The organism is Pseudomonas sp. Z1-12 (assembly GCF_051132015.1).
Lineage (GTDB): Bacteria > Pseudomonadota > Gammaproteobacteria > Pseudomonadales > Pseudomonadaceae > Aquipseudomonas > Aquipseudomonas zanjanensis.
The window spans coordinates 3,080,057-3,104,631 of record NZ_CP071647.1 but is presented as its reverse complement, the minus strand read 5'-3'; the positions used below and the strand labels follow the sequence as shown (position 1 = coordinate 3,104,631).

The following is a 24,575-nucleotide window of genomic DNA, read 5'->3' as shown; positions in this document are numbered from 1 at the left end:
TCTCACTTCACTGCAAGGCAATACGCGCCGTCAGTTGCGACGCCGCGCCGGTGACCAGGTCGCACAGGTAGCCCTGCTGAAACGCTCGGAACCGCTCGCTGCGCCCCACCAGGGTCATGCTCCCGAGGACTCGGCGTTTTTCGTCGAAGATCGGTGCCGCGACGCCACTGCGTCCCGGGTGCAGCTCGCTTTCGCTGATGCAATAGCCCTGTTTGCGGATGGCGAGCAGCCCTTTGGTGAACGGCTTCCACTCCAGTTCCTGATGCTGCACTTGCGCCGGATTGGCGTGGAAGTCGTAGAGGCGGCGAATCTGGCGCGGCAGCAGATAGGCCAATACGACCCGAGCGGTCGCGCTGTGAAAAAGATCGATCGGCCGTCCCCGGTCGCCCCCCTCCGGGCCGGCGTCCGAGCCCCGCTGGATCAGCACATTGACCACCGAGTCGCCATGCCATTCGCTGACCAGCGCATCCAGGCCGGTGTCGGCAACTAGTCTGTCGACCAAGCCCCGGCTGCAGGCCAGCAATGGATCGTAGTGGGTCATCTGATGCTCCAGCGTGACGATACGTGGGCCGAGCGCATAGCCCCGTGGCAATCGCTTCAAGAAACCCGCGTCGCCGAGTTCGCGCAGATAACGATAGGCGGTGGCAGGCGTGTAGCCGAGCTCCCGGCAAATGACGTCCACATCGATGACCGGCCGTTCAGGGCGAAACAAGTCGAAGACCCTGAGCAGGCGGCGAAGGCTATTCATCTTTTCTACGTCCTTGTGCAGGCAAATGCTCAAGCAAGCGCACAACCGCCGATGGCAGCGCGCGCGGTTTGGGAGGGCAGCTCGGCGAACAGCGCCTGGTACTCGGCCGCAAAATGGCTGAGGTGAAAGAAGCCCCACTGGGCTGCGGCATCGCCAATGGAGAGATGCGTCGCTGGGGTGGACATCAAGGTTCGGCGCACGCCGTTGAGCCTTACGGAGCGCAGGTAATTGACCGGCGTCGTCTCGGTCACCGAACGGAAGCTGTTCTGCACGGTACGGCGACTCACCTGGAGTCGCTGGCACAACTCGTCCACGCTGGGCACGTTGTTCGATTGCGCGGTCGCCAGGCGGTGACATTTTTCGACAATGTAACTGCGCGTGGAGCTGGGCGCGCGCTGGTGTTTGTCGCAGGCGGGGTCGGTCATCAACTGGAGCAACTCGTCGAGCATGGTCTGCTCCAGTGCCATCTCCCGGTCTTGTGCGTTGTCGAGTTCTTCGCTCAAGAGCGCCTGGGAGAACGCCGCCAGCATTCGACGACGAGCCTCGGCGTAGCGTTGGGTGGAAAGCCTGATCACCGGCTGGCGTAGCAACTGCCCGATTTCCTTGGCCGACGCGGTTTGCGCCAACGCCTGCTCGAATAACTCACGCTCGAAGGTGATCGCCAGCAGCTCCATGCCCATCGGCATGTGGAACATGAACTCCTCGCCACCATGAAGAAAGAACAGGCTGCTGTCGTCCACTTCCCGCCCCTGCATACGGATCGTACCCGGGACGGTGATCGGTACGGCGAAGCACATCTTGCCCCGAGGAGCGACGCCGTGCTGCACGACACGCTGGTTGATCTGCTCGCGAAAGACGTGGCAGCGCGGCGTCGTCAATTGGATCAGTGAGCTCTCAGCCGAACCAGCGGTCAGCTGGTTGTAGTCCTGGCTCCACTCCTGGACGGTGGCGGCGTGGACATGAATGTCGTGGAAGTGGCTGATGTTCAGGTTTTTCATGATGACGAAAGCCTCGGCCAATATTCTTGTTTTTAGATCGCCTTCACGACCGATATTCTCACATTAAGAGAATTCTGCAAATTTTCTTTCATGACCGCCAGATCTTCGAAAGGAAGGTACGCGGCAGCCTCCCAATGTGCCGATTCGGGCTACCGGCCAGGAACGGGCCACGAGGATGATCGAGACACTGAAACCGACATCCTGAGAGACCGTCATGAGTGAAGCCAAACTTGAATCCCTCCATTTCGCGGACGCCCCGCAGATAACCTCCACCATCCCCGGCCCCAAGACCACCGAGGCCCTGGCGCTATCGGCGCGTACCGAGTCGATGGCGCGCGGCGGCGGACGCATGCCGGTGGCCATGGACCGGGCGTTCGGCGCGACCTTCAAGGACGCCGACGGCAATACCTACATCGACCTGTCCGCAGGCGTGGGCGTCAGCAGCGTGGGTCGCTGCCACCCGAAGGTGGTGCAGGCCATTCGCGAACAGTCCGAAGTGCTGATGCACGCCCTGGAAGTCAACAGCACCCGGCGCACCGAACTGGCCGCCAAGCTCTCCGAGATCGCACCCGACGGCTTGCGCGGCGACTGCATCACGTTCTTCACCCAAAGCGGTAGCGATGCGCTGGAGGCGGCCATCAAGTTCGCCAAGCGCGTCACCGGGCGGCACCAGATCATCGCCTTCCACGGTGGCTACCACGGCGTGTGGAACGCGTCCGGCGCGCTCACCACAGGCACGGCTTACCGCAAGGGCTACGGCGCCCAGATGGGTGGCGTCATTCACGCGCCCTACCCTTATGCCTATCGCTTCCCCTTCGACACCACCCACAAAAGCGCCGAGCAGATCGCCGGTGAGTACGTGGATTACCTGCTGAACACCCCCTACACCGCCGCCGACGACGTGGCTGCCGTGATCGTGGAGCCGGTGCAAGGCGAAGGCGGCTACGTGCCCCCCTCGCCAGAATTCCTGCAACTGCTGCGCAAGGCCTGCGACCGCAGCGGTGCACTGCTGATCGTCGATGAAGTGCAGTCCGGTGCGGGGCGTACCGGCAAGATGTGGGCGGTCGAGCATTCCGGCGTAAAGCCCGACATGCTCACTTTCGGCAAGGGCATCGGCAGCGACTTGCCCATGGCCGGCCTGATCATGCGCTCGGACCTGGCGGCGGCGATTCCGGACGGATCGATGCCCAACACCTTCGCCGCCAACTCGTTGTCCGCGGCAGTGGCATTGACCAACATCAGCATCCTCCAGGATCCGGAGCTCGATCTGCTCAACCGCGCTCACACACTGGGGCTGGAAGCGCAGGAGCGTATCCGTGGCTTCGGCAGCCCGCTGGTCGGCGAGGTACGCGGTCGCGGCCTGATGATCGGCATCGAGCTGGTCTCGGACCCGACCACCAAGGCGCCACTGGCACCGGAAAAGATCGGCCAGCTCATGGGTTACCTGCTCAGCCACGGCGTGCTGATGATTCCCTGCGGGCGCCACAGCAACGTGATGCGGGTCATGCCTTCGCTGACGATTTCACGAGCGCTGTTCTTCAAGGCACTGGACATCTTCGGCGACGCCCTGGACGCCCTCGAGGCGTGAGATGTCTCGACGCTGCCCATCACCCCATGGACTCCAAAAATGACTAAGCACTTAAAACACTTCATCGCCGGTACGTCCTTCGAAGCCTCCGACGGGCGCCGCATCAACCTTGTCAACCCGGTCACAGAACAGGTCTACGGCAGTTGCGCCCAAGGCACCGCTGAAGACGTGGACCGTGCCGTAGCGGCCGCACGCAACCAGCTCGAACGTGGCGCCTGGAGCCAGCTTGACGGCGCCCAGCGCGCTCGACTGCTGTCGAAACTGGCCGACCTGGTGGAGCGCGACACCGACGTGCTGGCCGATATGGACGCCGACGCCATCGGTCGCTCGCCGATCGAGCCACGCCGGCTGGACGTGCCCAATGCGGTCGCCAACCTGCGCGCCTCCGCCGGCTGGGCCAACCAGCTCGAGGGACGGACCATTCCCTCCGGCGGCTACTTCGGCACCCAGTCCCTTTCATACACGGTGCGGGAACCCGTGGGGGTGGTCGGCGCCATCGTTCCCTGGAACTCACCGCTGATGATCACCGTCTGGAAGCTCGCCGCTCTGCTGGCGGCGGGCTGCACCGTGGTCATCAAGCCGTCGGAAGAGACACCCCAGTCGGCCTTGCACCTGGCGACGCTGGCCCAGGAAGCGGGTTTCCCTGACGGCGTGATCAACGTCGTGACCGGCTACGGCAACGAGGTGGGTCGTGCCCTGTGCGAACACCCTCATGTCGACAAGATCAGCTTCACCGGCAGCCCTGAAGCCGGCCGCGAGATCCAGCGCACCGCCGGCGTGCTGTTCAAGCGCGTGGCCCTGGAGTTGGGCGGCAAGAGCCCGCAGATCGTCTTCGACGATGCCTCCTTCGACGACGCGCTGTTCGGCTGCACCCTCGGCCTGTTCGCCAACCAGGGCCAGGTCTGCGCAGCCGGCTCGCGCATCCTGGTCCAACGCAATCTCGCCGATCGCTTCGCCGCCGCGCTGGCCGATGCCGCGCGCGCCGTCAAGGTGGGCGACCCTCGCCAACCGGGCGTGCAGATGGGGCCGGTGGCCAAGAAAGCGCAATTGGATCGCGTCAACCGTTACATCCAATTGGGCATCGACCAAGGTGCGACACTGCTGGCCGGCGGTGTATCGAACCCCGAACAAGGCTGGTTTGTCCGGCCGACGATCTTCGCCAACGCGCGCAATGACATGGCGATCGCCCGGGATGAGATCTTCGGCCCCGTCGGCACGGTGATCACGTTCGACAGCGAGGATGAGGCGATCGCCTTGGCCAACGACTCCTCCTACGGCCTCGCGGCCACGGTCTGGACCAGTGACTTGGCGCGAGCGCACCGCGTCGCAGCGGCAATCAAGGCCGGTGCCGTAGGCATCAACTGCTGGAGCCCACTGGACGCCAACCTGCCCTGGGGCGGCGTCAAGGCCAGCGGCATTGGCCGAGAAGGCGGATTCAGCGGCGCGCTGGCCTACACCGAGGAAAAGGTCATTACCGTACTGCTGCCCAGCTCCAAATAACCCGCATTGGCCCGGCCACCTTCCAAGCCGCTGTGCCGTAGAGGGTGGCCGTTCTAACGCGCATTTTCGATGCCTTGATGATGGATGGAGAGACCGCGATGAATCCGGCAAATCAAACAATAATTGATCGGTATCCGACGTCCCTGCGGATTTTGCACTGGGTGCGCGCCGTGCTCATCGCCGGCCTCCTCTGGGCGGGCTGGCACATGACGGGGCTCGATGACGAAGTGGCGAGCAAATATGAGCTCTACTACCCGTGGCACAAATCCTTTGGGGTGCTGGCATTCCTGGTGGTCCTGGTCCAGATCGCCCTGAGGGTGAAAACGGCCAGGCTGCCGCAACCGCCGGAGACGCTGGCGCGCTATGAGCGGGTTTCGTCACGACTTGCGCACCGTACGCTGTACACGCTACTGGTGATCGTGCCGTTGATGGGCTACTCGATGTCGAGCACCTACACGATGAGCGACGGCGTGTTTTTCTTTGGGGTGAACCTTCCGGAGCTGCTGGGCAAGAATGACGACTGGTTCGTCGTCTTCCAGTGGCTGCACAAAGTGCTCGCCTATACCCTGCTCGGCCTGATCCTGGTGCACGTCGCCGGCGCCCTCAAGCACCGGTTTTATGACCGCGACCCTCGAAACGATGTCCTGCGCCGCATGCTGTGACTTGATGAGGCGTTGGAAGAGGATGCCAATACGTTGTGGTGCTTAGCGTCATCCGCAGGGGTTTTACCCATGGGCCTTCGCCCTGCCCTCGGCACGAACGACGAACAAGAACCCCAGCGCCAGGGCAACTTCCATCAGCACCGCTGGCAAGATGCCCGCCTCGACATGGCCCACGGCCCACTCGCCCAGCCCCACCAGCGCAAGCAGCAGGCACGTGGTGACGAACCCCGCCACCACGGCGGTTCGTCCTGGCGAGGGCGGCGCATTGCGCGCCAACAGCAGCGCAACCCCGACGCCTGCATAGAGCGGTGCCGCACGCCGGCCTACCAACCCCGTGACACCGCCGTCGAAGACCACGCCCCAGTTGGCCAGCAACGTGGCCGGGGTGAGCAACCAAATGATCGCCAAGGCAAAAAACAACAGCGCCGAAACGGTCGCCAGGTAACGGAAAGCGCGGGAAGCGTTGTTCATGCGTTGACGTCCACGACCGTGCGTCCGCGCACCTTGCCTTCCAACACCCGACCGGCAACGGCCGGAACCTCTGCCAGGCCAACCACCTGGGTGGTGCGGGCCAGCTTGCTCAAATCCAGGTCCTGGGCAAGTCGCGACCAGGCTTGCAAGCGCACCGCTTGTGGAGCATTGACCGAATCGATACCGGCCAGGGTCACGTTGCGCAGGATAAATGGCAGCACCGAGCCCGGCAGATCCGCGCCCTGGGCCAGGCCGAAGGCAGCGACAACGCCACGGTATTGGGTTTGCGCCAAGGCATTGGCAAGGGTGTAGCTACCCACCGAATCAATGACGCCGGCCCAGCGTTCCTTGCCGATCGGTGCGCCCGCCTGGGACAAGGTGTTGCGGTCAATGACCTGCGCCGCGCCGAGACCGTGCAAATAATCGGCTTCCTCTTGACGCCCGGTTGAGGCAACCACTCGATAACCCAGGCCCGACAGCAGCGCGATGGCCACCGAGCCGGCGCCACCGCTGGCGCCAGTGACCAGGATATCGCCCCGATCCGGAGTCAGCCCGCCTTGCTCCAACGCCAACACGCTGAGCATCGCCGTGTAACCGGCGGTGCCGATGGCCATGGCTTCGCGGGTGGAGAATACCTGCGGGACTTTCACCAGCCAGTCGCCGCTTACCCGTGCCCTCTGCGAAAAGCCGCCATGGTGGGTCTGGCTCAGCCCCCAACCGTTGACCAGCACGCGGTCGCCAGTCTCGAAGCTCGGGTGGCTGGACGTTTCGACGATTCCGGCGAAGTCGATGCCCGGAATCAGCGGAAACTGGCGTATGACCGGCGAGCGCCCGCTCAGGGCCATGGCGTCCTTGTAGTTCACGGTCGAGAACTCAATCGCAACGGTGACGTCACCGGCCATCAGGTCCTCGTCCTTGAAGTCGACCAGTTGCGTAGAGATCGCTTCGCCGGTTTTGCTCGTGAGCAGCGCCTTGAATGTCATGTTTTTTATCCTGTTCGTTCAAACGGATCGTCAGCGCTGCCCTGCAATGCAGCAGGAGCAACAACCGTAACCTCAGTGTGCCTGGGACGGCCATTTGGTTTCGAGCTGCAGCGCCTTGCGGATACCCGAGTCCAGCAAGCGCGCCGGAGCAAAGCTGCGCAGGAACTGCAACTGACCGGCCGCCTTGCCAGCGGTATAGCGCAACTTCGGCCGTGCGGCGCGCGCGGCCTGGAGCACCACATCGGCCACCACGTCGGGACCGTCGGCGGTCGCCATGGCCTGGTTCACCACTTTCGTCACTTTTATCCGAATGTCCGCGTACACGTCGAGCTTGGCGTCGGGCTGGAGGTTGTTGTTCTCGAATTGGGTCTTGGTATAGCCGGGCTCGACCACCGTGACCCTGATACCGTGTGTACGCAACTCGTGATCCAGCGCCTGGGAATAACCTTCCACTGCATGCTTGCTGGCCGAATAGAGCGCGGCATAAGGAACAGGCACGACGCCGAGGATGGAACCAATGTTGATGATGCGACCGACACCCTGGCGTCGCATATGCGGCACCACCGCACGAGTCGTGCGTACGATGCCGAGGAAGTTGGTATCAAAAAGGGCCTTGGCCTGCTCGATTGAGCTCTCTTCCGCCGCTGCGGGCGCAATGCCAAAGCCAGCGTTGTTGACCAGCAGATCGATCCGCCCCTCCAATCGCAACAGCTCCTGGATGGCCGCTTCGACGCTGGCGTCGTCGGTGACATCCAGCACTAGCAATGGAAAGCCCTGCTGACCGGCGCGCGCGCCTCGCCGGCTGGTGCCATAGACGTTGTAGCCTGCCGCAACGAGCTTATGGGCGATGGCTTCTCCGATGCCGGATGAAGCGCCAGTTACCAACGCCACGGGTTTGTTGATCATCATGAGTTTCCTTCCGGTTATCGAGGTTATCCGGTCAGAAGATCGCAACTGTAGCTGTCCAGGATCCGACATCAGCGCGTTTCATCGACTGGCAGGCTTATGATGATGATCATAATCGTAGCAGTCAATGATTTTGATGCCGATCGACATCAATAAAGCCAAGCGCCGCACTCAGCGATCAAGGGCCCTCTTTTTCACAGGGCCCGAAACCGCTTCATCAAGCGATCAGATCGTTGGCATTGAGGGTGTTGACGCCCGTCAGCTGGATTTCAAAATCCGCCGCCAAATCACCATTGACGTTGCCGTACAGCACCTGGTCGACGAAGCGCAGTTGCCCTGCTGCGGTGAAGCCATTGGAATCGATGAAGCTGAACGTGTCGGCAAACGCTGTCAGGAGATTGGCATCGAGTTTCGACAGATCCAGCTTGTCACCCTGCAGGCTGCTGAAGTCGGAAACGGTGTCACGCAAACTCCCTATGCCCAGCTCACCCAGCGTATTAAAGACAAAGCGGTCGCTTCCGGTTCCGCCGGTGAGGCTGTCAGTTCCCAGGCCGCCGCTCAACATGTCGTTGCCCGCCCAACCGCTCAGCACGTTGTTGCCGTCGTTGCCGATCAGCACGTTGTCCAGGGCATTACCGCCGCCTTTGAGGTGAGCGCTACCGGTCAAGGTAAGGTTCTCCAGATTGGCGCCCAGGCTCCACTTCTGTGAGGAGCGCACGGTATCGATTTCACCGGCCAGGGTGCTGGTTTCGCTAACGATATCTTCGAGGTTATCGACCACATAGGTGTCGTTGCCGGTACCGCCAACAAGCGTGTCGATACCGCTGCCGCCGTCCAATGTGTCGCTGCCCGCCCAGCCGCTCAGCTCGTTGTTGCCGGCGTTGCCAATCAGTACGTTGTCCAGGGCGTTACCGCCGCCTTTGAGGTGAGCGCTACCGGTCAAAGTAAGGTTCTCCAGATTGGCGCCCAGGCTCCACTTCTGTGAGGAGCGCACGGTATCGATTTCACCGGCCAGGGTGCTGGTTTCGCTGACAATATCCTTGAGGTCGTCGACCACATAGGTGTCGTTGCCGGTACCGCCAACAAGCGTGTCGATGCCGCTGCCGCCGTCCAGCGTGTCGCTGCCTGCCCAACCGCTCAGCTCATTGTTGCCGGCGTTGCCGATCAGTACGTTGTTCAGGGCATTACCGCCGCCTTTGAGGTGAGCGCTGCCGGTCAGCGTGAGGTTCTCCAGATTGGCGCCCAGGCTCCATTTCAGTGAGGAGCGCACGGTATCGATTTCACCGGCCAGGGTGCTGGTTTCGCTGGCAATATCCCTGAGGTCGTTGACCACATAGGTGTCGTTGCCCGCGCCACCGATCAGTGTGTCCCACCCGGCTCCACCGTTCAGCACGTTGTTGCCGGCGTTGCCGGTCAGCACGTTGTTCAGGGCATTGCCACTGCCGTTAATAGACGCGGAACCGGCCAGGATCAGGTTTTCCAGGTTGGCGCCCAGCGTCCAGCCTACCGAAGAACGCACGGTGTCGATTTCGCTGGCCAGAGCGCTGGTTTCGCTGACGACATCCTTGAGGTTGTCGACCACGTAAGTGTCATTGCCCGCCCCTCCCATCAAGTTATCGATACCGCTGCCGCCATCCAGGGTATTGGCGCCGGCGTTGCCGTCGATGCGATTGTTCAAGGCGTTACCCGTGCCGTTGATATTGGCGCTTGCGCCCAGCCTCAACGTCTCGATGTTGGCACCCAGGACGTAACTGACGGACGAAATGACAGCATCGATTTCGCTGGCCAAGGTGCTGCTTTCCTGCACCTTGTCACCGATGCTATCGACGACATAGGTGTCGTTGCCAGCCCCGCCGATCATCGTATCCTCACCGGCGCGACCGTTCAGAACGTTGGCCAATGCATTGCCGATCAGTGTGTCGTCATTGGCCGAGCCGAATGCGTTTTCAATTTTGGCACCGTAGGCGATCGCCAGTCCTTCATTGAAGGCCGTCTGGGTGTCGAGGTTCAGAAACGCTTGGCCGATCTTGCTGAACTGGCCTTCATTCAAGTTGATACGGACCGCTGCCAACTGGTTGCTCGCATCGATCGTGTCAACGCCGCCGGCGTCCCAGATCGTTTCGAAAACCGATTGGCCGACAGCCCAGCTGTAGGTGTTATTACCCGTCTGCCACTGGGTGTTAGCGCCATAAAGACTCTGGATAGCGGCAATGTCCAACAGCATGGGCGTGGTGGGCTCATAGGCGTACGCGGTGTTGTAACTCATGATCGTGTAGCGGACGTCGTCGAACTGAGTGGCAAGTACGTTGGAATTCGACGCACTTGTCGAGAACGGATGCTTGAGGCCCAGGGCGTGGCCAATCTCATGCATAAAGACCAGGTAGTCGTAAGTGCCCTTGGCGGGATCCGGATTATTCGTGATGGGGCCCAGCCAGACATCACCCGCGCTGGGGGTGTTGCCCGGGAAATAGCCCCAGGCAGCGGTGTCATAGTCCATATACAGATAACCGCTGAACCGCAAATCACCGACGTTGCTGGCTGTCTCGCTCACCTGCTGGAATTTGATGTTGGCAACCGAACTCCATGTTCCCAGCGCGCTGACGATGCCATTCTTCTGCGCCGATGAAAGGACATAACCAGCCTCGTATTCACTGTCGATGCTGTAGTTGCTGGCGAAATATGAACTCGTGGTCAGGAAGCTGTACGTCAACGACGTGGTGCTCAAGCTACCAGCCCAATAAGTGCCATAGAGCAAGCTATTGACCTGTGCGTTGCTGGTCAGCGTTGCGTACGAAATGGATGAGTAACCTAATGGACTGGGCATGTATGTTTCCTGTGGGCTGTCTGCGGACCTTCCTGGATGCGGCCGCTACATAGGGTTATTTTGCATGAGAACAGCGGCTTTGACATCACTTAGCCACTATTTTTAGTTTTGTAATTCACAACGATGGCGCAACCAACCACTCATTGGCCCGGCGAATATCACCATCTCCCAATCGCCCGCTCCAGCGATGCAACACCAGCAAACTGGTCACGAACTTGTATTGGGACTGATAGAAATCACGCCGTGCACGAAACTCTTCTTTGATGCTATCGAGCACATCGACCGCATTCTTGACGCCGTAGCCGAAGGCTTTTTCCGTGGCTATCCGTGACTTTCCAGCCGATTCCAGCGCGCGACGCGTTGCCTTGATCCGACTGAGTTCGGCCGTCATGCCAAGGTAAGCCGTGCGGGTTTCCTTGATGACCTGGCGTCGCAAGGCTTCCAGTTCTTGCTGGGCGACTTCCTTGTCACTTTCGGAACTCGATACCCGTGCACGGGTAGAACCGCCGCTGTAGAGCGGCATTTGCAAGTCCAGGGAAGCAACGAGGTTGTCCGAGCGCGGCGTCACGGCGCCTTCATAGCCGATGTCACTGCGTTGCGCCGTCAAGTTCAGCCCCAGCCGAGGCAGATGCCCCGCCTTGTTTTCAGCGATGGCCGCCTCGGCGGCGCGGACACTGTGCTCGCGGGCGTGCAGCGCCGGGTTGCTGTCCAGCGCCGCCTGCACCCAGTCGTCTTGTGCTTGCGCCGGCAGACTGAAGGCTGGATTGTCGCCAATGCGCTTGAATCGCTCGCTGACATCTCGCCCCACCAGTTCAGAGATGGCTTCACGACTGACCAGAACCTTGTTGCTGGCTTCGATCTCGTCAGCCTTGAGCGCATCCACCCGCGCCTCAAGATCCAATGCGTCGGTGACCATCGCCATCTGCCGGGCGTACAAGGCCTTGACGCGCTTGAGGTTACGCTCGGTCGCCTCCAGTTCGCTGCGCACCAGCGACAGTTCGTCTTCCGCCGCAAGCACGGCGAAGTAGCGCTCGGACAGATCAATGCTGGCCTGCACCCGGCTATCGTCGGACTCATAGCCACTCTGCCGGGTCAACTCGATGTACTTCTGATAACTGCGCCAGACCTGCGGGTCATAGATCACCTGGTTGAGCACCACGGCCATACGCTTGCCGTTGTACTGGATACGGTTCAGGTCATCGTCGCGCCGGCTGCGGTTGAGGCTGCTGCTGGCATTGAGCTGCGGCAGCAATTGGCCAAAGGCTGCGCGCTCCTTGCCCTCGCCGCTCCGGGCCAGGGCTTGTGCCCGCAAGACGCGCGGATCGGCCCCCTGCGCTTCCTGGTGCAATTGCCACAGGTCGACATACGTGTCGTCAGCGAGGACTCCCAACGGCACGAGGGCCAGGCACATCATGATCAAGCACTTCATCTCAGTCCTCGATCAACGAACGAGCGAACACGTTGCTCGCCGGCTGTAGCAAGTATTGCAACAGCGTCCGCGCACCCGTATTGACCAGCACTTCGACCGGCATGCCCGGCACCAGGGTAAGGTTGCCCAGCGTCTGGCGCCCTTTGTCCGTCAGGGCCACGCGTGCCAGGTAATAGGCTGCGCCAGTGTCCTTGTTGATCAGGCGGTCAGCGGAAATCTGCACCAACCGTCCCTCGATGACGGGCGTGGTGCTGCTCTTGAATGCGCTGAAGCGAATGTCCGCCAACTTGCCCAAGGCAATGCGGTCGATGTCCATCGGCGACACTTGGGCCTCGACGATCAGCTCCTCGTTGGCCGGGACGATGTCCAGCAGTGCAGTGCCCGGGCTGACCACGGCACCCAGGGTGTGGACGGTCATGCCCATGACCATTCCGGACTCCGGCGCGAGGATATCGGTACGCTGATCGCGGTCCTGCAGGGTTGCCAATCGCTCGCGCAATTCGTATACCTTGGTCCGCGCATCGCCCAGCAAGCCGGCGACCTCGCTGGCGAAGGCCTTCTTCAACTGCAGGATCTTCAACTTCGCCTCGTCGACATGGACCCGCGCTTGCGCGATTTCGGACTGGCTTTCAGCGATTTCGGTTTGCAGTCGAGCGAGGCTGCGTTCCTGCTCGCGCAGGCGCTGTTTGTCCACGTAGCCTTCGGCAAGCAGTGCCCGCAAGTCGACTATTTCCTCTTGATAGGAGGCGGCCAGCATCTGTTTGCTGGCGATGATGGCCTTGAATCCGCGGACCTGTTCCTCGATTTGTCCGATGGTCGCCTCCTGCAAGCCGATTTCGCCCAGCAACGAGGTCCGTCGAGTCTGGAAAATTCGCGCTTCACTGTCGCGGGCTTCCTGTACCCGCGGGTCCGCGAGGTCCAGGGTCGGCACCGCCACAGGTTCGGGCAGCGCGTCACGTTCAGCCTCCAACCGGGCCTGCAATTGGAGCGCGGCGATCAACTGGCTGCGGGTCGTTTCCATTTCCGAACGTGCCTGGGTATTGTCGAGCACCAACAACACATCACCGGTTTTTACCAAGTCCCCGTCGTGCACCCGCAGTTCGCGCACAATGCCACCTTCCAGATGCTGCACCGTCTTGCGGTAACTCTTGACCGTGACCACGCCCGGCGCGAGTGCCGAGCTGTCGAGCGGGGCCAACGCCGCCCAGCCACCGAACAGGCCAAAGGTGACCAGCAGCATGAGGTAGCCGACGCGGCGTATCGGCCTGTCATCGATGGGCAACGCAGCGGATGAGTGTTGAGTGTTTTGCATGAAATGGCTCATCCGTTTCCTACGGTTGAATCGCGGCAGTTTGGCGGGCCGCGGGTGTTGCGTCTCGCAGGCGTGCCAGGACCTGGTCCCGCGGCCCGAACAGACTCAGTTCGCCTTGATTGAGCACCAGCAGTTTGTCCACCTGCGCCAGCACCCCGGATCGATGGGTAATGACAAACACCGTGGCCCTGCTCTGCCTGAGCTTTTGCAGCGCCTCGGCGAGCATTTTTTCGCCGGCATCATCCAGGTTGGAGTTCGGCTCATCTAGCACCACCAGGCGCGGTTCGCCATACAAGGCGCGGGCCAGGCCGATACGTTGCCGCTGGCCGCCGGACAATCCACCGCCATTGGCACCGATCAAGGTGTCGTAGCCATCGGGCAGTTGCAGAATCAACTCATGTACCCCCGCCATGCGCGCGGCGGCGACCACGGCCGGTGCGTTCACCGTGCCAAAGCGGGAAATGTTCTGGCTGATCGAGCCTTCGAAAAGTTCGATGTCCTGGGGCAGATAACCGATGTACCGGCCCAACTCCTCCCGACGCCATTGGCTGATGTCCGCACCGTCCAGGCGCACGGTGCCGGCCAGGCTGGGCCAAACGCCCAGCAATGCCCTGGCGAGGGTCGACTTCCCCGCCCCGCTGGGACCAATGATGCCCACCACCTCGCCTGCGCTCACCTGGAAATTCACGCCGCGAATAATCGGTTTGCGCGCGTCCGGAGCCCCCGCCGAGAGGCCCTCGACGCGAATCGCCCCTTCAGGTGCCGGCAGCGGCATGCGTTCAGGCTCGGCGGCCACCTTGAGCAGCAACTCGTGCAACCGAGCGTATTGCGAACGGGCGCCCAGGAAGCCTTTCCATACGCCGATCAACTGATCGATGGGCGCCAACGCACGCCCCAGCAAAATCGAGCCGGCAATCATCAGCCCGGACGAAATCTCGTGATTGATCGTCAAATAGGCGCCCAGGCCCAGCACCAGCGACTGAACGATTTGCCGGAACGTCCTGGACACCGAGGTCATGGTCGCGGCGCGGTCGCTGGCCAGGCTTTGCAGGGCAAGAATCTTATGGGTTCGCCCGCTCCAGTGCTGGCGCAGGCTGGCAAGCATGCCCATGGATTCCACCACTTCGGCATTGCGCAAGCTTTTGTGGGTGAGCGCAGTGGCTGCCATCTGTTCACGGTTGGCCGCCTGCAGCGGCGCATGGGTGAGCTTTTCATTGGCGAAGGCCAGCGCCCCCAGCAACACGGCACTGACGATTCCCATCCAGCCGTACCAGGGATGGAACATGAACATGACCGCGAGGTAGATCGGAATCCACGGCACGTCGAAAAACGCGAACAGGCCGTTGCCCGTCAGAAACTGGCGCAAGCCGTTCAGGTCGCTCAAAGGCTGGGCCGTGGCATTCAGGCCACTGGTATTGAGCGCCTGCTTGAAACTGGCATCGAACAGACGCTGGCTCAGCAGCGTATCCAGACGCGTACTGATCCGTACCATGATCCGCGAACGGACCCACTCCAGGCCGCCCATGGTGATCATCAACAGCAACATGATCAGCGTCAGCATCAACAGCGTCGACACGCTGGCGCTGCCTACCGCGCGGTCATACACCTGCAGCATGTAGAACGAAGGAACGAGCATCAGCAAATTGACGAAAAAACTGAAAAAACCAACGGAAAGAAAACTACCCTTGCAGACGGCAAGGGCGCCTTCCAGTTCGGTCCTGGCGTGGGCTGACATGGTTTATCACCTGAGGTCCGATTCTGGTCAAACCTGAAAATTCACATGGGCATAGGCGTGTGAACGCCTGGGATATCTTTCGGCGGGTTCCCGCTAGGGCGCCCGCGCAATCGGATCTACCGCGTTGTATCGGCATGCTTGTGTGGTTCTTAAGGAAAAATTGGCGGGTAGGCCGTGCGGCGTGGGCGCCCAAGATCAATGTCCTCCCCGAGGCGGCCTGATAGCCGACCTGGTTCTTGATGGGATCGCGTTTGTCCTGTGGGAGCTTGCGCGCGAAGGCGGTGTGTCAGTTTGCAGTGATGTTGGATGGGCCGGCCTCATCGCGAGCAAGCTTGCTCCCACAGGGTTCTGCGGCGCATGTGCATTTTGTGACTGTCGAAAATCCAGTGTGGGAGCGAGGCTGCTCGCGAAGGCGGTGTGTCAGTTTGCAGTGATGTTGGATGGGCCGGCCTCATCGCGAGCAAGCTCGCTCCCACAGGGTTCTGCGGCGCATGTGCATTTTGTGACTGTCGAAAATCCAGTGTGGGAGCGAGGCTGCTCGCGAAGGCGGTGTGTCAGTTTGCAGTGATGTTGGATGGGCCGGCCTCATCGCGAGCAAGCTCGCTCCCACAGGGTTCTGCGGCGCATGTGCATTTTGTGACTGTCGAAAATCCAGTGTGGGAGCGAGGCTGCTCGCGAAGGCGGTGCGTCAGTTTGCGGTGATGTTGGATGGGCCGGCCTCATCGCGAGCAAGCTCGCTCCCACAGGGTTCTACGGCGCATGTGCATTTTGTGACTGTCGAAAATCCAGTGTGGGAGCGAGGCTGCTCGCGAAGGCGGTGCGTCAGTTTGCGGTGATGTTGGATGGGCCGGCCTCTTCGCGAGCAAGCTCGCTCCCACAGGGTTCTGCGGCGCATGTGCATTTTGTGACTGTCGAAAATCCAATGTGGGAGCGAGCTTGCTCGCGATAGCGGTAGCCCAGCCACATAGATGCCGGCCTGTGCCCCGCTCTTGCTCTTGCTCTTGCTCTTGCTCTTGCTCTTGCTCTTGCTCTTGCTCTTGCTTTGGATCTTGATCTGGAAGCCCCATTAACCACGCTGGCCGAACGCAGGCATTGCGCAGTGGGCATCCCGGCATGGATGCCGGGATAGCCGCGCTGGGCCATGGATGGCCCTTCGCGGCGGCCCACGGAGCAATGCCGGAGTGAGGGCATGCCGAGCCCTAGCGAGGCACCGAGTGGTGGGGCAAAGCGCTTTTGGTTACTTTTGGCGCTCTTCCAAAAGTGACCCGCCGTAAGGGCGGAACCGCAAGCGGCCGTTACCTAAATAATGGATATACACACCACCTTAACTACCCAAACTCACGCCTCCCAACGACGAAACAACACACTGGCATTAACCCCACCAAACCCAAACCCATTGGAAAGCGCATGGGTAATCGGCATCTCCCTGGCACAAAGACCAACCAGATCAAGCCCCGCAGCCCCCTCGTCAGGATGAACCAGGTTCAAGGTCGGCGGAACAATCTGGTCCCGAAGCGCCAACACCGTAAAAATAGCCTCGATACCACCCGCCGCCCCCAACAGATGCCCAGTGGCAGACTTGGTGGAGGTGATCGCCACATCGCAACCGCGCCCGAACACCGAGCGAATCGCCGCCAGCTCACCGTTGTCGCCAACCTGGGTGGACGTCGCATGGGCATTGATATGCTGCACGTCTGAAGGGCTGACCGCAGCCTGGCGCAACGCCTGCTCCATCGCGCGCCGGGCGCCATTGCCATCTTCCGGGCCGGCGGTCAGGTGGTAGGCATCGGCGCTGGTGCCGTAACCGACCAACTCCGCCAACGGCTTGGCGCCGCGGGCAAGGGCGTGTTCCAGCGACTCGATCACCAGCAGCCCTGCCCCCTCGGCCATGACAAAGCCGTCGCGATCTCGATCGAAAGGCCGCGACGCCTCTTGCGGGCGCTCGGCAAAACCGGTGGACAGCGCGCGAGCGGCGGCAAAACATCCCAGGGTCACTCGATCTATCGCGGCTTCCGTCCCGCCGCATACGGCGACATCCGCCTCGCCGCTGCGGATAAGCCTGGCCGCATCGCCAATGGCCTGCACCCCCGCCGCACAGGCAGTGACCGGCGCACCGAGCGGGCCTTTGAAACCGTGACGGATGGACACGTGCCCAGCCGCCATGTTGGCAAGAAAGGCCGGCGCCGTGAACGGTGACAATCGGCGCGGACCACGCTCATCAGTGGTGCGAACCGCACCGGCAATCGCGCCAAAGCCACCCACGCCCGAAGCAATGATCGTCGCCGTCCGCTCCTGGTCGTGGGCATCGGTCGGTTGCCAGCCCGCCTGTTGCAACGCTTCTTCGGCCGCCACCAGGGCGAACTCAATGAAGCGATCCATTTTCTTGCGATCCTTGGCTGGGATGATGCGCTCGGGGTCGTAGCCGGCGATGGGGTCTTCTTCCAACGACGGCACCTGGCCGCCCACGGCCACGCCCGTCCCCTCGGTAATATCGCCAGACAGGAGACGAATACCGGAGCGCCCAGCCAGCAAGCGCGGCCAGACTTCCTCCACGCCACAACCCAGCGGGCCGACAATGCCCACGCCAGTGACGACGATGCGTTTTTGCCCTTGGGAAGTCATCATTTGAAACCTCTTCATTTGCTCAGTCGACGTTCATTCAATGGCTGGCTTACGCCAACGGTGCTGCCGGGGTGTGCGCTGGCGCGTCAGGACGGATCTTGAACCAGATGGCGTACATCGCCGGCAGGAACACCAACGTCATGATGGTGCCGACGAACGTGCCGCCGATCAGCGTGTAGGCCAGCGTGCCCCAGAACACCGAGTGCGTTAATGGGATAAAGGCCAGGATGGCCGCCAACGCCGTCAGCAGGACCGGGCGCGCCCGTTGCACCGTGGCTTCGATGACCGCATGGAAGGGTTCCAGCCCCTCTTGCTTGTTATGATGGATCTGCCCGATCAGGATCAGCGTGTTGCGCATCAGGATGCCCGAGAGCGCGATCAGGCCGACCAGGGCGTTGATCCCGAACGGCTGCTGGAAGATCAGCAACGTCGGCACCACCCCAATCAAACCCAGGGGCGCGGTGAGGAACACCATGATCATGGCCGAGATCGAACGCACCTGCACGATGATGATCAGCAGGGTCAGGGCCACCATGATCGGCACCAGCGGCACGATCGCCTTGCCGGCCTTGCCCGACTCCTCGATGGCGCCTGCCTGCTCGATCCGATAGCCGCTCGGCAGGGTGTCGATGATCGGCTGCAGGGCCTTGATGATCGCGCTCGATACGTCCGGTGGCTGCAAGCCTTCGGCAATGTCGCCGCGCACGGTCATGGTCGGGGTGCGGTCTCGACGGCGAAGAATCGGATCCTCCATGCGCACATCGACCTCGCCCACCTGGGACAGCGGAATACGCTGGCCCGCCGCACCCACCAGGGTAAAGCCCTCGATCCTGGCCGGGTCGAGGCGAATATCACCGGCCGCACGACCGACCACCTGCACCGAGCGGATGTCCTCGCGAACCGCCGTGATCGGCACCCCCGCCAGCAGGAATTGCAATTGCTGCGCGACCGCATTGGACGTCAGGCCTACCGCCTGCAAACGGTCCTGGTCCAGGGTGAAATGCAACGTCGGCGTCAGTGGCCCCCAGTCGGTATTGACGGTCCGCATCAACGGGCTCGCCTGCATGACGCCCTGGACCTGCGCCGCGATCTCGCGCAACTTCGACGGATCCGGCCCCATCACCCGGTAGGCAACCGGATACGGTGAATACGGGCCGAACACCAGTTGCGTCACGCGGATACGCGCCTCCGGGGCAAGCCCCTCGGCTGCCGCCTCGCGAAGACGAAACTTGAGGGTCTCGCGCGCTTCCTGGCTGTCGGTCAACACGACGATCTTGGCGAACGATGGATCGGGCAGTTCCGGCGCCATCGCCAGGTAGAAACGTGGCGCCCCCTGGCCGATGTAGGCCGTGACGATTTTCGCCTCGTCCTGTTTCTGCAACCAGGCCTCGACCTTGACGGTGGTGGCGCTGGTCTGCTCGATGGAAGTGCCATAGGGCATTTGCACTTCGATCAGCACCTCGGGGCGGTCGGAGGTCGGGAAAAACTGTTTCTTGACCAGGCCCATGCCGAGGATCGCCACGACAAATGTCGTGACCACTGTGCCGGCCACCCACCATTTGCCCGCGATGACCCGGGTCAGGACCTGGCGAAAACGATTGTAGTGGCGAGTGTTATAGATGGCTGCGTGGCCACCCTCGACCTGTTTGATGTCCGGCAACATCTTCACCCCCAGGTAAGGGGTGAACGCTACCGCCACCACCCAGGACGCGATCAGCGCGATACCGACGATCCAGAACATGTTGCTGGTGTACTCGCCGGCGGTCGATTGGGCGAAACCGTTGGGCATGAATCCGATCGCTGTCACCAGCGTACCGGACAACATCGGCGCGGCGGTATGGCTCCAGGCATAGGCGGAGGCCTTGATCCGGTCGTAGCCCTCCTCCATCTTCACCACCATCATTTCGATGGCGATGATGGCATCGTCCACCAACAACCCGAGCGCCAGGATCAGTGATCCCAGGGTGATGCGGTCAAAATTCTTGCCAGTGGCCGCCATGACCACGAACACCACGGCCAACGTCAATGGCACCGCCGCCGCGACCACCACCCCCACACGCCAACCCATGCTGAGAAAGCAGACGATCATCACCACCAGCAACGCGACGAAGAACTTGACCATGAATTCGCCGACGGCCGAGTCGATGTTCACCGATTGGTCGGTGACTTTGGTGAGGGTCATGCCCAAGGGCATGTCTTGGTTGATCTTGGTCGTCTCCGCATCCAGGGCCTTGCCCAGGTCCAGGCCGTTCCAGCCTTCACGCATCACGACGCCCAGCAACAGCGCGTCTTCACCGTTATTGCGCACCAGGAACGTGGCTGGATCCTCGTAGCCACGCTCGACGGTCGCCACGTCCGAGAGCTTGAGCGTGCGCCCTTGAATCGCCAGGGGCGTGTCGCGAATTTTCGCCAACTTATCGAACGCGCCGTCGACCCGAAGGAAAACCTGCGGTCCATTGGTTTCGATCGAACCGGCTGGCGTGAGCGCATTTTGGCTGTTCAACGCCGCGAAAATATCCTGGGGCGAGACGCCCAGGGTGGCCAGCCGATCATGGGAGAAGGAAATGAAGATTCGCTCGGCCCGCTCGCCGATGATGTTGACTTTTTTCACCCCCGCCACGTGCAGCAGGCGCTGGCGCAACGCTTCGGCATCACGCACCAGCAATCGCTGCGGCTCGCCCTTGGCTTTCAGGGCGAACAGCGCGAACGTCACATCGGAAAACTCGTCATTGACCATTGGCCCGATGACGCCGGCCGGCAACTTGAGCGCTTCGTCCTGGAGTTTTTTGCGCGCCTGATAGAACTCCTCCTGCACCTGCGAAGGTGGCGTGCGATCGACCAGCGACACCATGGTGAAGGCCAGGCCGGGACGGGTGTAGGTTTCCGTGCGGTCGTACCACTTCAATTCCTGCAAGCGTTTTTCAAGCGGCTCGGCGATCTGGTCCTGCATTTCCTGAGCGGTTGCGCCCGGCCATGCGGTGATGACGGTCAACTGCTTGACCGTAAACGGTGGGTCCTCGGCGCGCCCCAACTGGAAGAACGCCAAGGTCCCCGCGACGGCGATCAGGAAAATCAGAAACACGGTAATGGATCGCTCGCGAACGGCGAGTGCCGACAGATTGAGGCTCATGGACGGCCCCCGGCAACCTTCACGTCACCCGGTTGCGCCAGCCGCACTTCTTCACCCTCGCGCAGCAGATGGGCGCCGAGCCCGACAATGCGCTCGCCCACGTTGAGATCACCGGTGACGCGCGCGGCGTCGTCGCTCAGACCCAGGACTTGCACAGGTCGCCAGATGACTTTCGCCGGTTCGCCGTCAATGCTCCATACGCCGGTACCTTTTCCCGAATCATAAATGGCCGCTATCGGCACTTGCAGCGCTTGCCGTTGCGCGGAACCTTCGGCGATGCGCAGCGTAACGGTCGCCCCCAGCGGTGCATTCGCCAACGCTCCCTCCAGCACATACCGGGCCTCGAAAGTGCGCGTCACGCGGTCGGCCGAATCCGACAGCAGCCTCAACTTTGCGGTGACGGCACCCGTGCCAGCGCCATACAGCGTCGCCTGGGCGGTGGCACCTGCGGCAGGTCGCAGGGTCTCAGGCAACTGCACAACCGCTTCACGCTGCCCGGCCCGCGCCAGTCGAACCACGGTTTGCCCGGGGCTGACGACTTGCCCGGGTTCGGCCAGCGTGTCCATCACGACACCGTCGGCATCGGCAAGCAACACGGCATAACCCGATGCGTTCCGGGCGACGTCAGCCTGGGCCTGAGCGGCGCTGAGTTGGGCCTTGGCGGTGTCGGCGGCGGCTTTGATCTGGTCGTAACCCGATGCGGAAATAGCGCCTGCGGCAACCAGATCGCGATAGCGCGCTTCGTCATCGGCGGTCTGCTTGGCCCGGGCCCTGGCGGCAGAGACTGCTTCTTGCTGCGCTCGGGCTTGCAACCCCAGGTCGATGGGGTCGAGGCGCATGAGCGGCTGACCGCGTTTTACCGCCTGCCCGGTATCGACCAAACGTTCGAGCACCTTGCCCGACACCCGGAAGCCCAGGTCACTTTGGACACGAGCGGCCACCACGCCAGTAAAAGAACGCGTGGCGTCGGACGAACCTTGAATTTGGGCGACCCGCACCAACGGGGCAAGGGTGCGCGGGTCTTGGGTGGTGGAGGAGTCGCCACACGCCGTCAGGACGAGCGGCAACAAGCAAGCGGCAAAGGTGACAGGTCGGAGCCGGCGCATAGGTTCCCTTTTTGGCAAATGAGGACAGAAAGACCGCATTCTCAATCTCGTGACTATTACTGTCAATGGTCACAATCCGATTCACACCCTAATTAACCTCCCTCGTAACCTTTATTCAGTCACATTACAAATGTTTGCCCATGAGTGCTCATTGACAGGAAGTGACCACAATATAATATGGTCACAAATCATCCACAACTCCAGGAATCCCAATGTCGCCCCTACGCCCCGCTGCTTGGTTGGTGAGCTTCAGCATGATGGCAGGCTGCACTGTCGGTCCGGATTATCAACGTCCAGACACTGCGCTCGCCCATCGCTACCTGGGCCAGGCCTCTGTCGAACAAAGGACCGCAGCGACGCCGGCCAGCCTGGCTACATGGTGGGAAGGTTTTGCCGATCCGGTGCTCAGCGAGCTGATTGCCAAGGCGCTCGATCAGAACCTGGACCTGGCGCAGGCATCGGCCCGTGTCACCCAGGCGCGGGCCGGCCTGGGGGCTGCCAATGCGGCGTTATTGCCCTCTGGAAACATCAACGGCCAGGCTGCGCGCGCCTACCAATCCGTGGAAACGCCACTGGGCCAAGTGCTGGACTCGACACCTGGCTACGATCGCTACGGCAGCGCCTACGAACTCAACCTGGGCGCCAGTTGGGAAATGGACCTCTTTGGCGGCCTGCGCCGCGGACGCGAAGCGGCGCTGGCCGAGTACCAGGCCAGCGAGGCAGGTGTCGCGGCCACACGCCTGGCCGTCGCCGCACAGACTGCCGACCTCTACATCACTGCCCGGGGACTGCAGGCGCGGCTGGACATTGCCAACCGACAAGTCAAGACACAGCAGGACCTGTTGGAGAAAGTCCAACTGCTCTACAGCAAGGGCCTTGCGGCCAGCTATCAGGTTCATCAGGTCGAGGGCACCCTCTCGCAGGTCCAGGCGACGAGGCCCGTGCTGCAAACGGGCCTGGACGCGGCCATTAACGCCCTGGATGTCATGCTCGGCACCCCGCCCGGCACCTATCGCGGGCAGTTGGCAAATGGACGGAGCATCCCTTTGGCGCCACAGATAACGACCATGGGCGCCCCTGCCGATCTATTGCGCCGCCGGCCAGACCTGATCGCGGCCGAGCGTCGTTTGGCCGCCTCCAATGCGCGTATCGGCGAGGCCATCGCCGAGTACTACCCGACATTTTCCCTTAGCGCGTTGCTGGGCAGTGCCACGGCAGTTTCCGCCGGCAACCTTTTCACCGGTGATGCCAGCCAGGCGGCGGGCGCGCTGGGACTGCGCTGGAGACTCTTTGACTTTGGCCGCATCAATGCGCAAATCGACCAGGCCAAGGGGCAGGAAGCCGAAGCGCTGGCGGCTTATCGCCAATCCGCACTGCGCGCCACCGAGGACGTCGAGAACGCCTTTTCCGCGCTGGTGAATCGAGAATCCCAGGCGAACACCCTCACCCAGGGCGAAACCTCGCTGACGCAAGCCCGCCAATCCTCGTTCATTGCCTATCAAAAAGGCACCGCCAGCCTGATCGACGTCCTCAATGCCGACGCGACGCTGCTGCAGGTCTCCGACGCACGGGTGCAAGCACGCACAGAATCGGCACGGGCCGCGGTGGCGGCATTCAGGGCGCTGGGTGGTGGCTGGGAGCCTGCTGAAGGCCAGCCGGTGGCGGCTCGCTGACTGAATCGACCCTCATGACCAACTATGTGATTGGTCACAAAAATGGCGGATCCACTCAAGAGAAAGGCAAAGCCGTTACAGCTGGTACTGATGCGCGGTTACCGTCAGCCAAAGCTCACGGCATGAGGCTACGCAAGATGAGATTACAGGTAAGCGTGGGGGCATCGTCGACGTAATCGAGGTTGTGTTGCAACAGCAAAGGATTGACGAACGGCCGCAGCGCCAGATGGATCGCGTCGACCGTCTCATCCAATGGCGTCTTGCGCTCGAACTCTCCAAGCTCCCGCCCCTCACGCACGATCTGCAGCACGAAGTTCTTGATCCGTGCGTTATAGACTTGCGAACTGGGCCAGCGCTCCGACGCGGAAAACGCCGCAATGTCATAGAGCTTGCGATCATTGAAAAACAGGTTCACACCCGTAGTGATCAGGGCCTTGACCAAGCGGCGAAAACGCTCCGTCGCCGAAAGCCCGTCTTCACTGATGGCCTGCTCCACCGCCGCGACGATTTCGGCCAGGCACTGGCTACAGATGGCCTCGCCAATCGCCTGCTTGGAGTCGAAGAACTTGTAGATGTAGGCCTTGGAGAAACCGATGGCCTTGGCCAGGTCGGACACCGTGGTCTTGCCATAACCGTATTGACTGAAATGCTCATTGGCCGCCGCGACAATCTGGTGGCGAATGTCATGATCGACTGGGCCGCGGGTACTGGGCGAAGGTAGGGATGGCTGGTTCATGGGGGCAGCTTACGCATCCTGAAGATCGTTGACAACTTGTGACCACTCATTGATATCGTCACAAAGCACCAGATTAAAGGCTTTTGTCGATGCAATGATCTATACCTTCAGATACACGCAGTCAGGCCAACGCAACAGACTGGCGTGTCCTG

17 protein-coding genes are annotated in these 24,575 nt (G+C 61.7%); 4 read left to right on the top strand and 13 right to left on the bottom strand.

Annotation, left to right across the window (positions count from 1 at the left end):
• Nucleotides 1–7 precede the first annotated feature (7 nt).
• Both J3P85_RS13130 and J3P85_RS13125 read right to left on the bottom strand, forming a co-directional pair.
• Complete coding sequence (locus J3P85_RS13130; protein WP_434706124.1) at nucleotides 8–748, bottom strand: IclR family transcriptional regulator; 741 nt, start codon at nucleotides 746–748, stop codon at nucleotides 8–10.
• 29 nt (nucleotides 749–777) lie between these two features.
• Complete coding sequence (locus J3P85_RS13125; RefSeq protein WP_434706123.1) at nucleotides 778–1,746, bottom strand: helix-turn-helix domain-containing protein; 969 nt, start codon at nucleotides 1,744–1,746, stop codon at nucleotides 778–780.
• Between the two features lie 214 nt (nucleotides 1,747–1,960).
• Here J3P85_RS13125 and J3P85_RS13120 point away from each other — a divergent pair, with 214 nt between their 5' ends.
• The 3 genes from J3P85_RS13120 to J3P85_RS13110 all read left to right on the top strand — a co-directional run bounded on the left by J3P85_RS13120 (nucleotide 1,961) and on the right by J3P85_RS13110 (nucleotide 5,496).
• Nucleotides 1,961–3,334: an aspartate aminotransferase family protein gene (locus J3P85_RS13120; protein ID WP_434706122.1), complete on the top strand. Its 1,374-nt coding sequence runs from the start codon at nucleotides 1,961–1,963 to the stop codon at nucleotides 3,332–3,334.
• 39 nt (nucleotides 3,335–3,373) lie between these two features.
• Complete coding sequence (locus J3P85_RS13115) at nucleotides 3,374–4,834, top strand: aldehyde dehydrogenase family protein (RefSeq protein WP_186706734.1); 1,461 nt, start codon at nucleotides 3,374–3,376, stop codon at nucleotides 4,832–4,834.
• Between the two features lie 98 nt (nucleotides 4,835–4,932).
• Nucleotides 4,933–5,496 (top strand): cytochrome b, encoded by a 564-nt coding sequence (locus J3P85_RS13110; protein ID WP_434706121.1) that lies wholly within the window; start codon nucleotides 4,933–4,935, stop codon nucleotides 5,494–5,496.
• Between the two features lie 63 nt (nucleotides 5,497–5,559).
• On the opposite strand, the gene J3P85_RS13105 is transcribed toward J3P85_RS13110, so the two are convergent.
• The 10 genes from J3P85_RS13105 to J3P85_RS13060 all read right to left on the bottom strand — a co-directional run bounded on the left by J3P85_RS13105 (nucleotide 5,560) and on the right by J3P85_RS13060 (nucleotide 22,014).
• On the bottom strand, nucleotides 5,560–5,967 hold the full coding sequence (locus J3P85_RS13105; protein ID WP_434706120.1) for a hypothetical protein: 408 nt from the start codon (nucleotides 5,965–5,967) through the stop codon (nucleotides 5,560–5,562).
• Nucleotides 5,964–6,950: an acrylyl-CoA reductase (NADPH) gene (gene acuI, locus J3P85_RS13100; RefSeq protein ID WP_434706119.1), complete on the bottom strand. Its 987-nt coding sequence runs from the start codon at nucleotides 6,948–6,950 to the stop codon at nucleotides 5,964–5,966. The genes J3P85_RS13105 and acuI overlap by 4 nt, the downstream gene beginning before the upstream one ends.
• Before the next feature lie 72 nt (nucleotides 6,951–7,022).
• Entirely contained in the window at nucleotides 7,023–7,856 is an 834-nt protein-coding gene (locus J3P85_RS13095) for an oxidoreductase (RefSeq protein WP_434706363.1), read from the bottom strand.
• A 217-nt stretch (nucleotides 7,857–8,073) separates the two neighbouring features.
• Entirely contained in the window at nucleotides 8,074–10,680 is a 2,607-nt protein-coding gene (locus tag J3P85_RS13090; protein WP_434706118.1) for a M10 family metallopeptidase C-terminal domain-containing protein, read from the bottom strand.
• Nucleotides 10,681–10,795: 115 nt separating this feature from the next.
• A complete protein-coding gene (locus tag J3P85_RS13085; protein WP_434706117.1) occupies nucleotides 10,796–12,109 on the bottom strand; it encodes a TolC family protein in 1,314 nt (437 codons plus the stop codon).
• Between the two features lies 1 nt (nucleotide 12,110).
• Nucleotides 12,111–13,421, bottom strand: a complete 1,311-nt coding sequence (locus J3P85_RS13080; protein ID WP_434706116.1) for an HlyD family type I secretion periplasmic adaptor subunit — start codon at nucleotides 13,419–13,421, stop codon at nucleotides 12,111–12,113.
• Between the two features lie 19 nt (nucleotides 13,422–13,440).
• Nucleotides 13,441–15,156 carry a type I secretion system permease/ATPase gene (locus J3P85_RS13075; protein ID WP_434706115.1) on the bottom strand — a complete coding sequence of 572 codons (1,716 nt, stop codon included), beginning with the start codon at nucleotides 15,154–15,156 and terminating at the stop codon, nucleotides 13,441–13,443.
• A 1,338-nt stretch (nucleotides 15,157–16,494) separates the two neighbouring features.
• Nucleotides 16,495–17,781 (bottom strand): beta-ketoacyl-ACP synthase II, encoded by a 1,287-nt coding sequence (gene fabF, locus J3P85_RS13070; protein ID WP_434706114.1) that lies wholly within the window; start codon nucleotides 17,779–17,781, stop codon nucleotides 16,495–16,497.
• Between the two features lie 46 nt (nucleotides 17,782–17,827).
• Nucleotides 17,828–20,908: an efflux RND transporter permease subunit gene (locus tag J3P85_RS13065; RefSeq protein ID WP_434706113.1), complete on the bottom strand. Its 3,081-nt coding sequence runs from the start codon at nucleotides 20,906–20,908 to the stop codon at nucleotides 17,828–17,830.
• On the bottom strand, nucleotides 20,905–22,014 hold the full coding sequence (locus J3P85_RS13060; protein ID WP_434706112.1) for an efflux RND transporter periplasmic adaptor subunit: 1,110 nt from the start codon (nucleotides 22,012–22,014) through the stop codon (nucleotides 20,905–20,907). Before J3P85_RS13060 ends, J3P85_RS13065 begins: the two co-directional genes overlap by 4 nt.
• Before the next feature lie 212 nt (nucleotides 22,015–22,226).
• Here J3P85_RS13060 and J3P85_RS13055 point away from each other — a divergent pair, with 212 nt between their 5' ends.
• Nucleotides 22,227–23,687, top strand: coding sequence for an efflux transporter outer membrane subunit (locus J3P85_RS13055; protein ID WP_434706111.1), 1,461 nt, complete (start codon nucleotides 22,227–22,229; stop codon nucleotides 23,685–23,687).
• Between the two features lie 115 nt (nucleotides 23,688–23,802).
• Here the strand turns inward: J3P85_RS13055 and J3P85_RS13050 are convergent, their stop codons facing one another.
• Entirely contained in the window at nucleotides 23,803–24,423 is a 621-nt protein-coding gene (locus J3P85_RS13050; protein ID WP_434706110.1) for a TetR/AcrR family transcriptional regulator, read from the bottom strand.
• Between the last annotated feature and the right edge of the window lie 152 nt (nucleotides 24,424–24,575).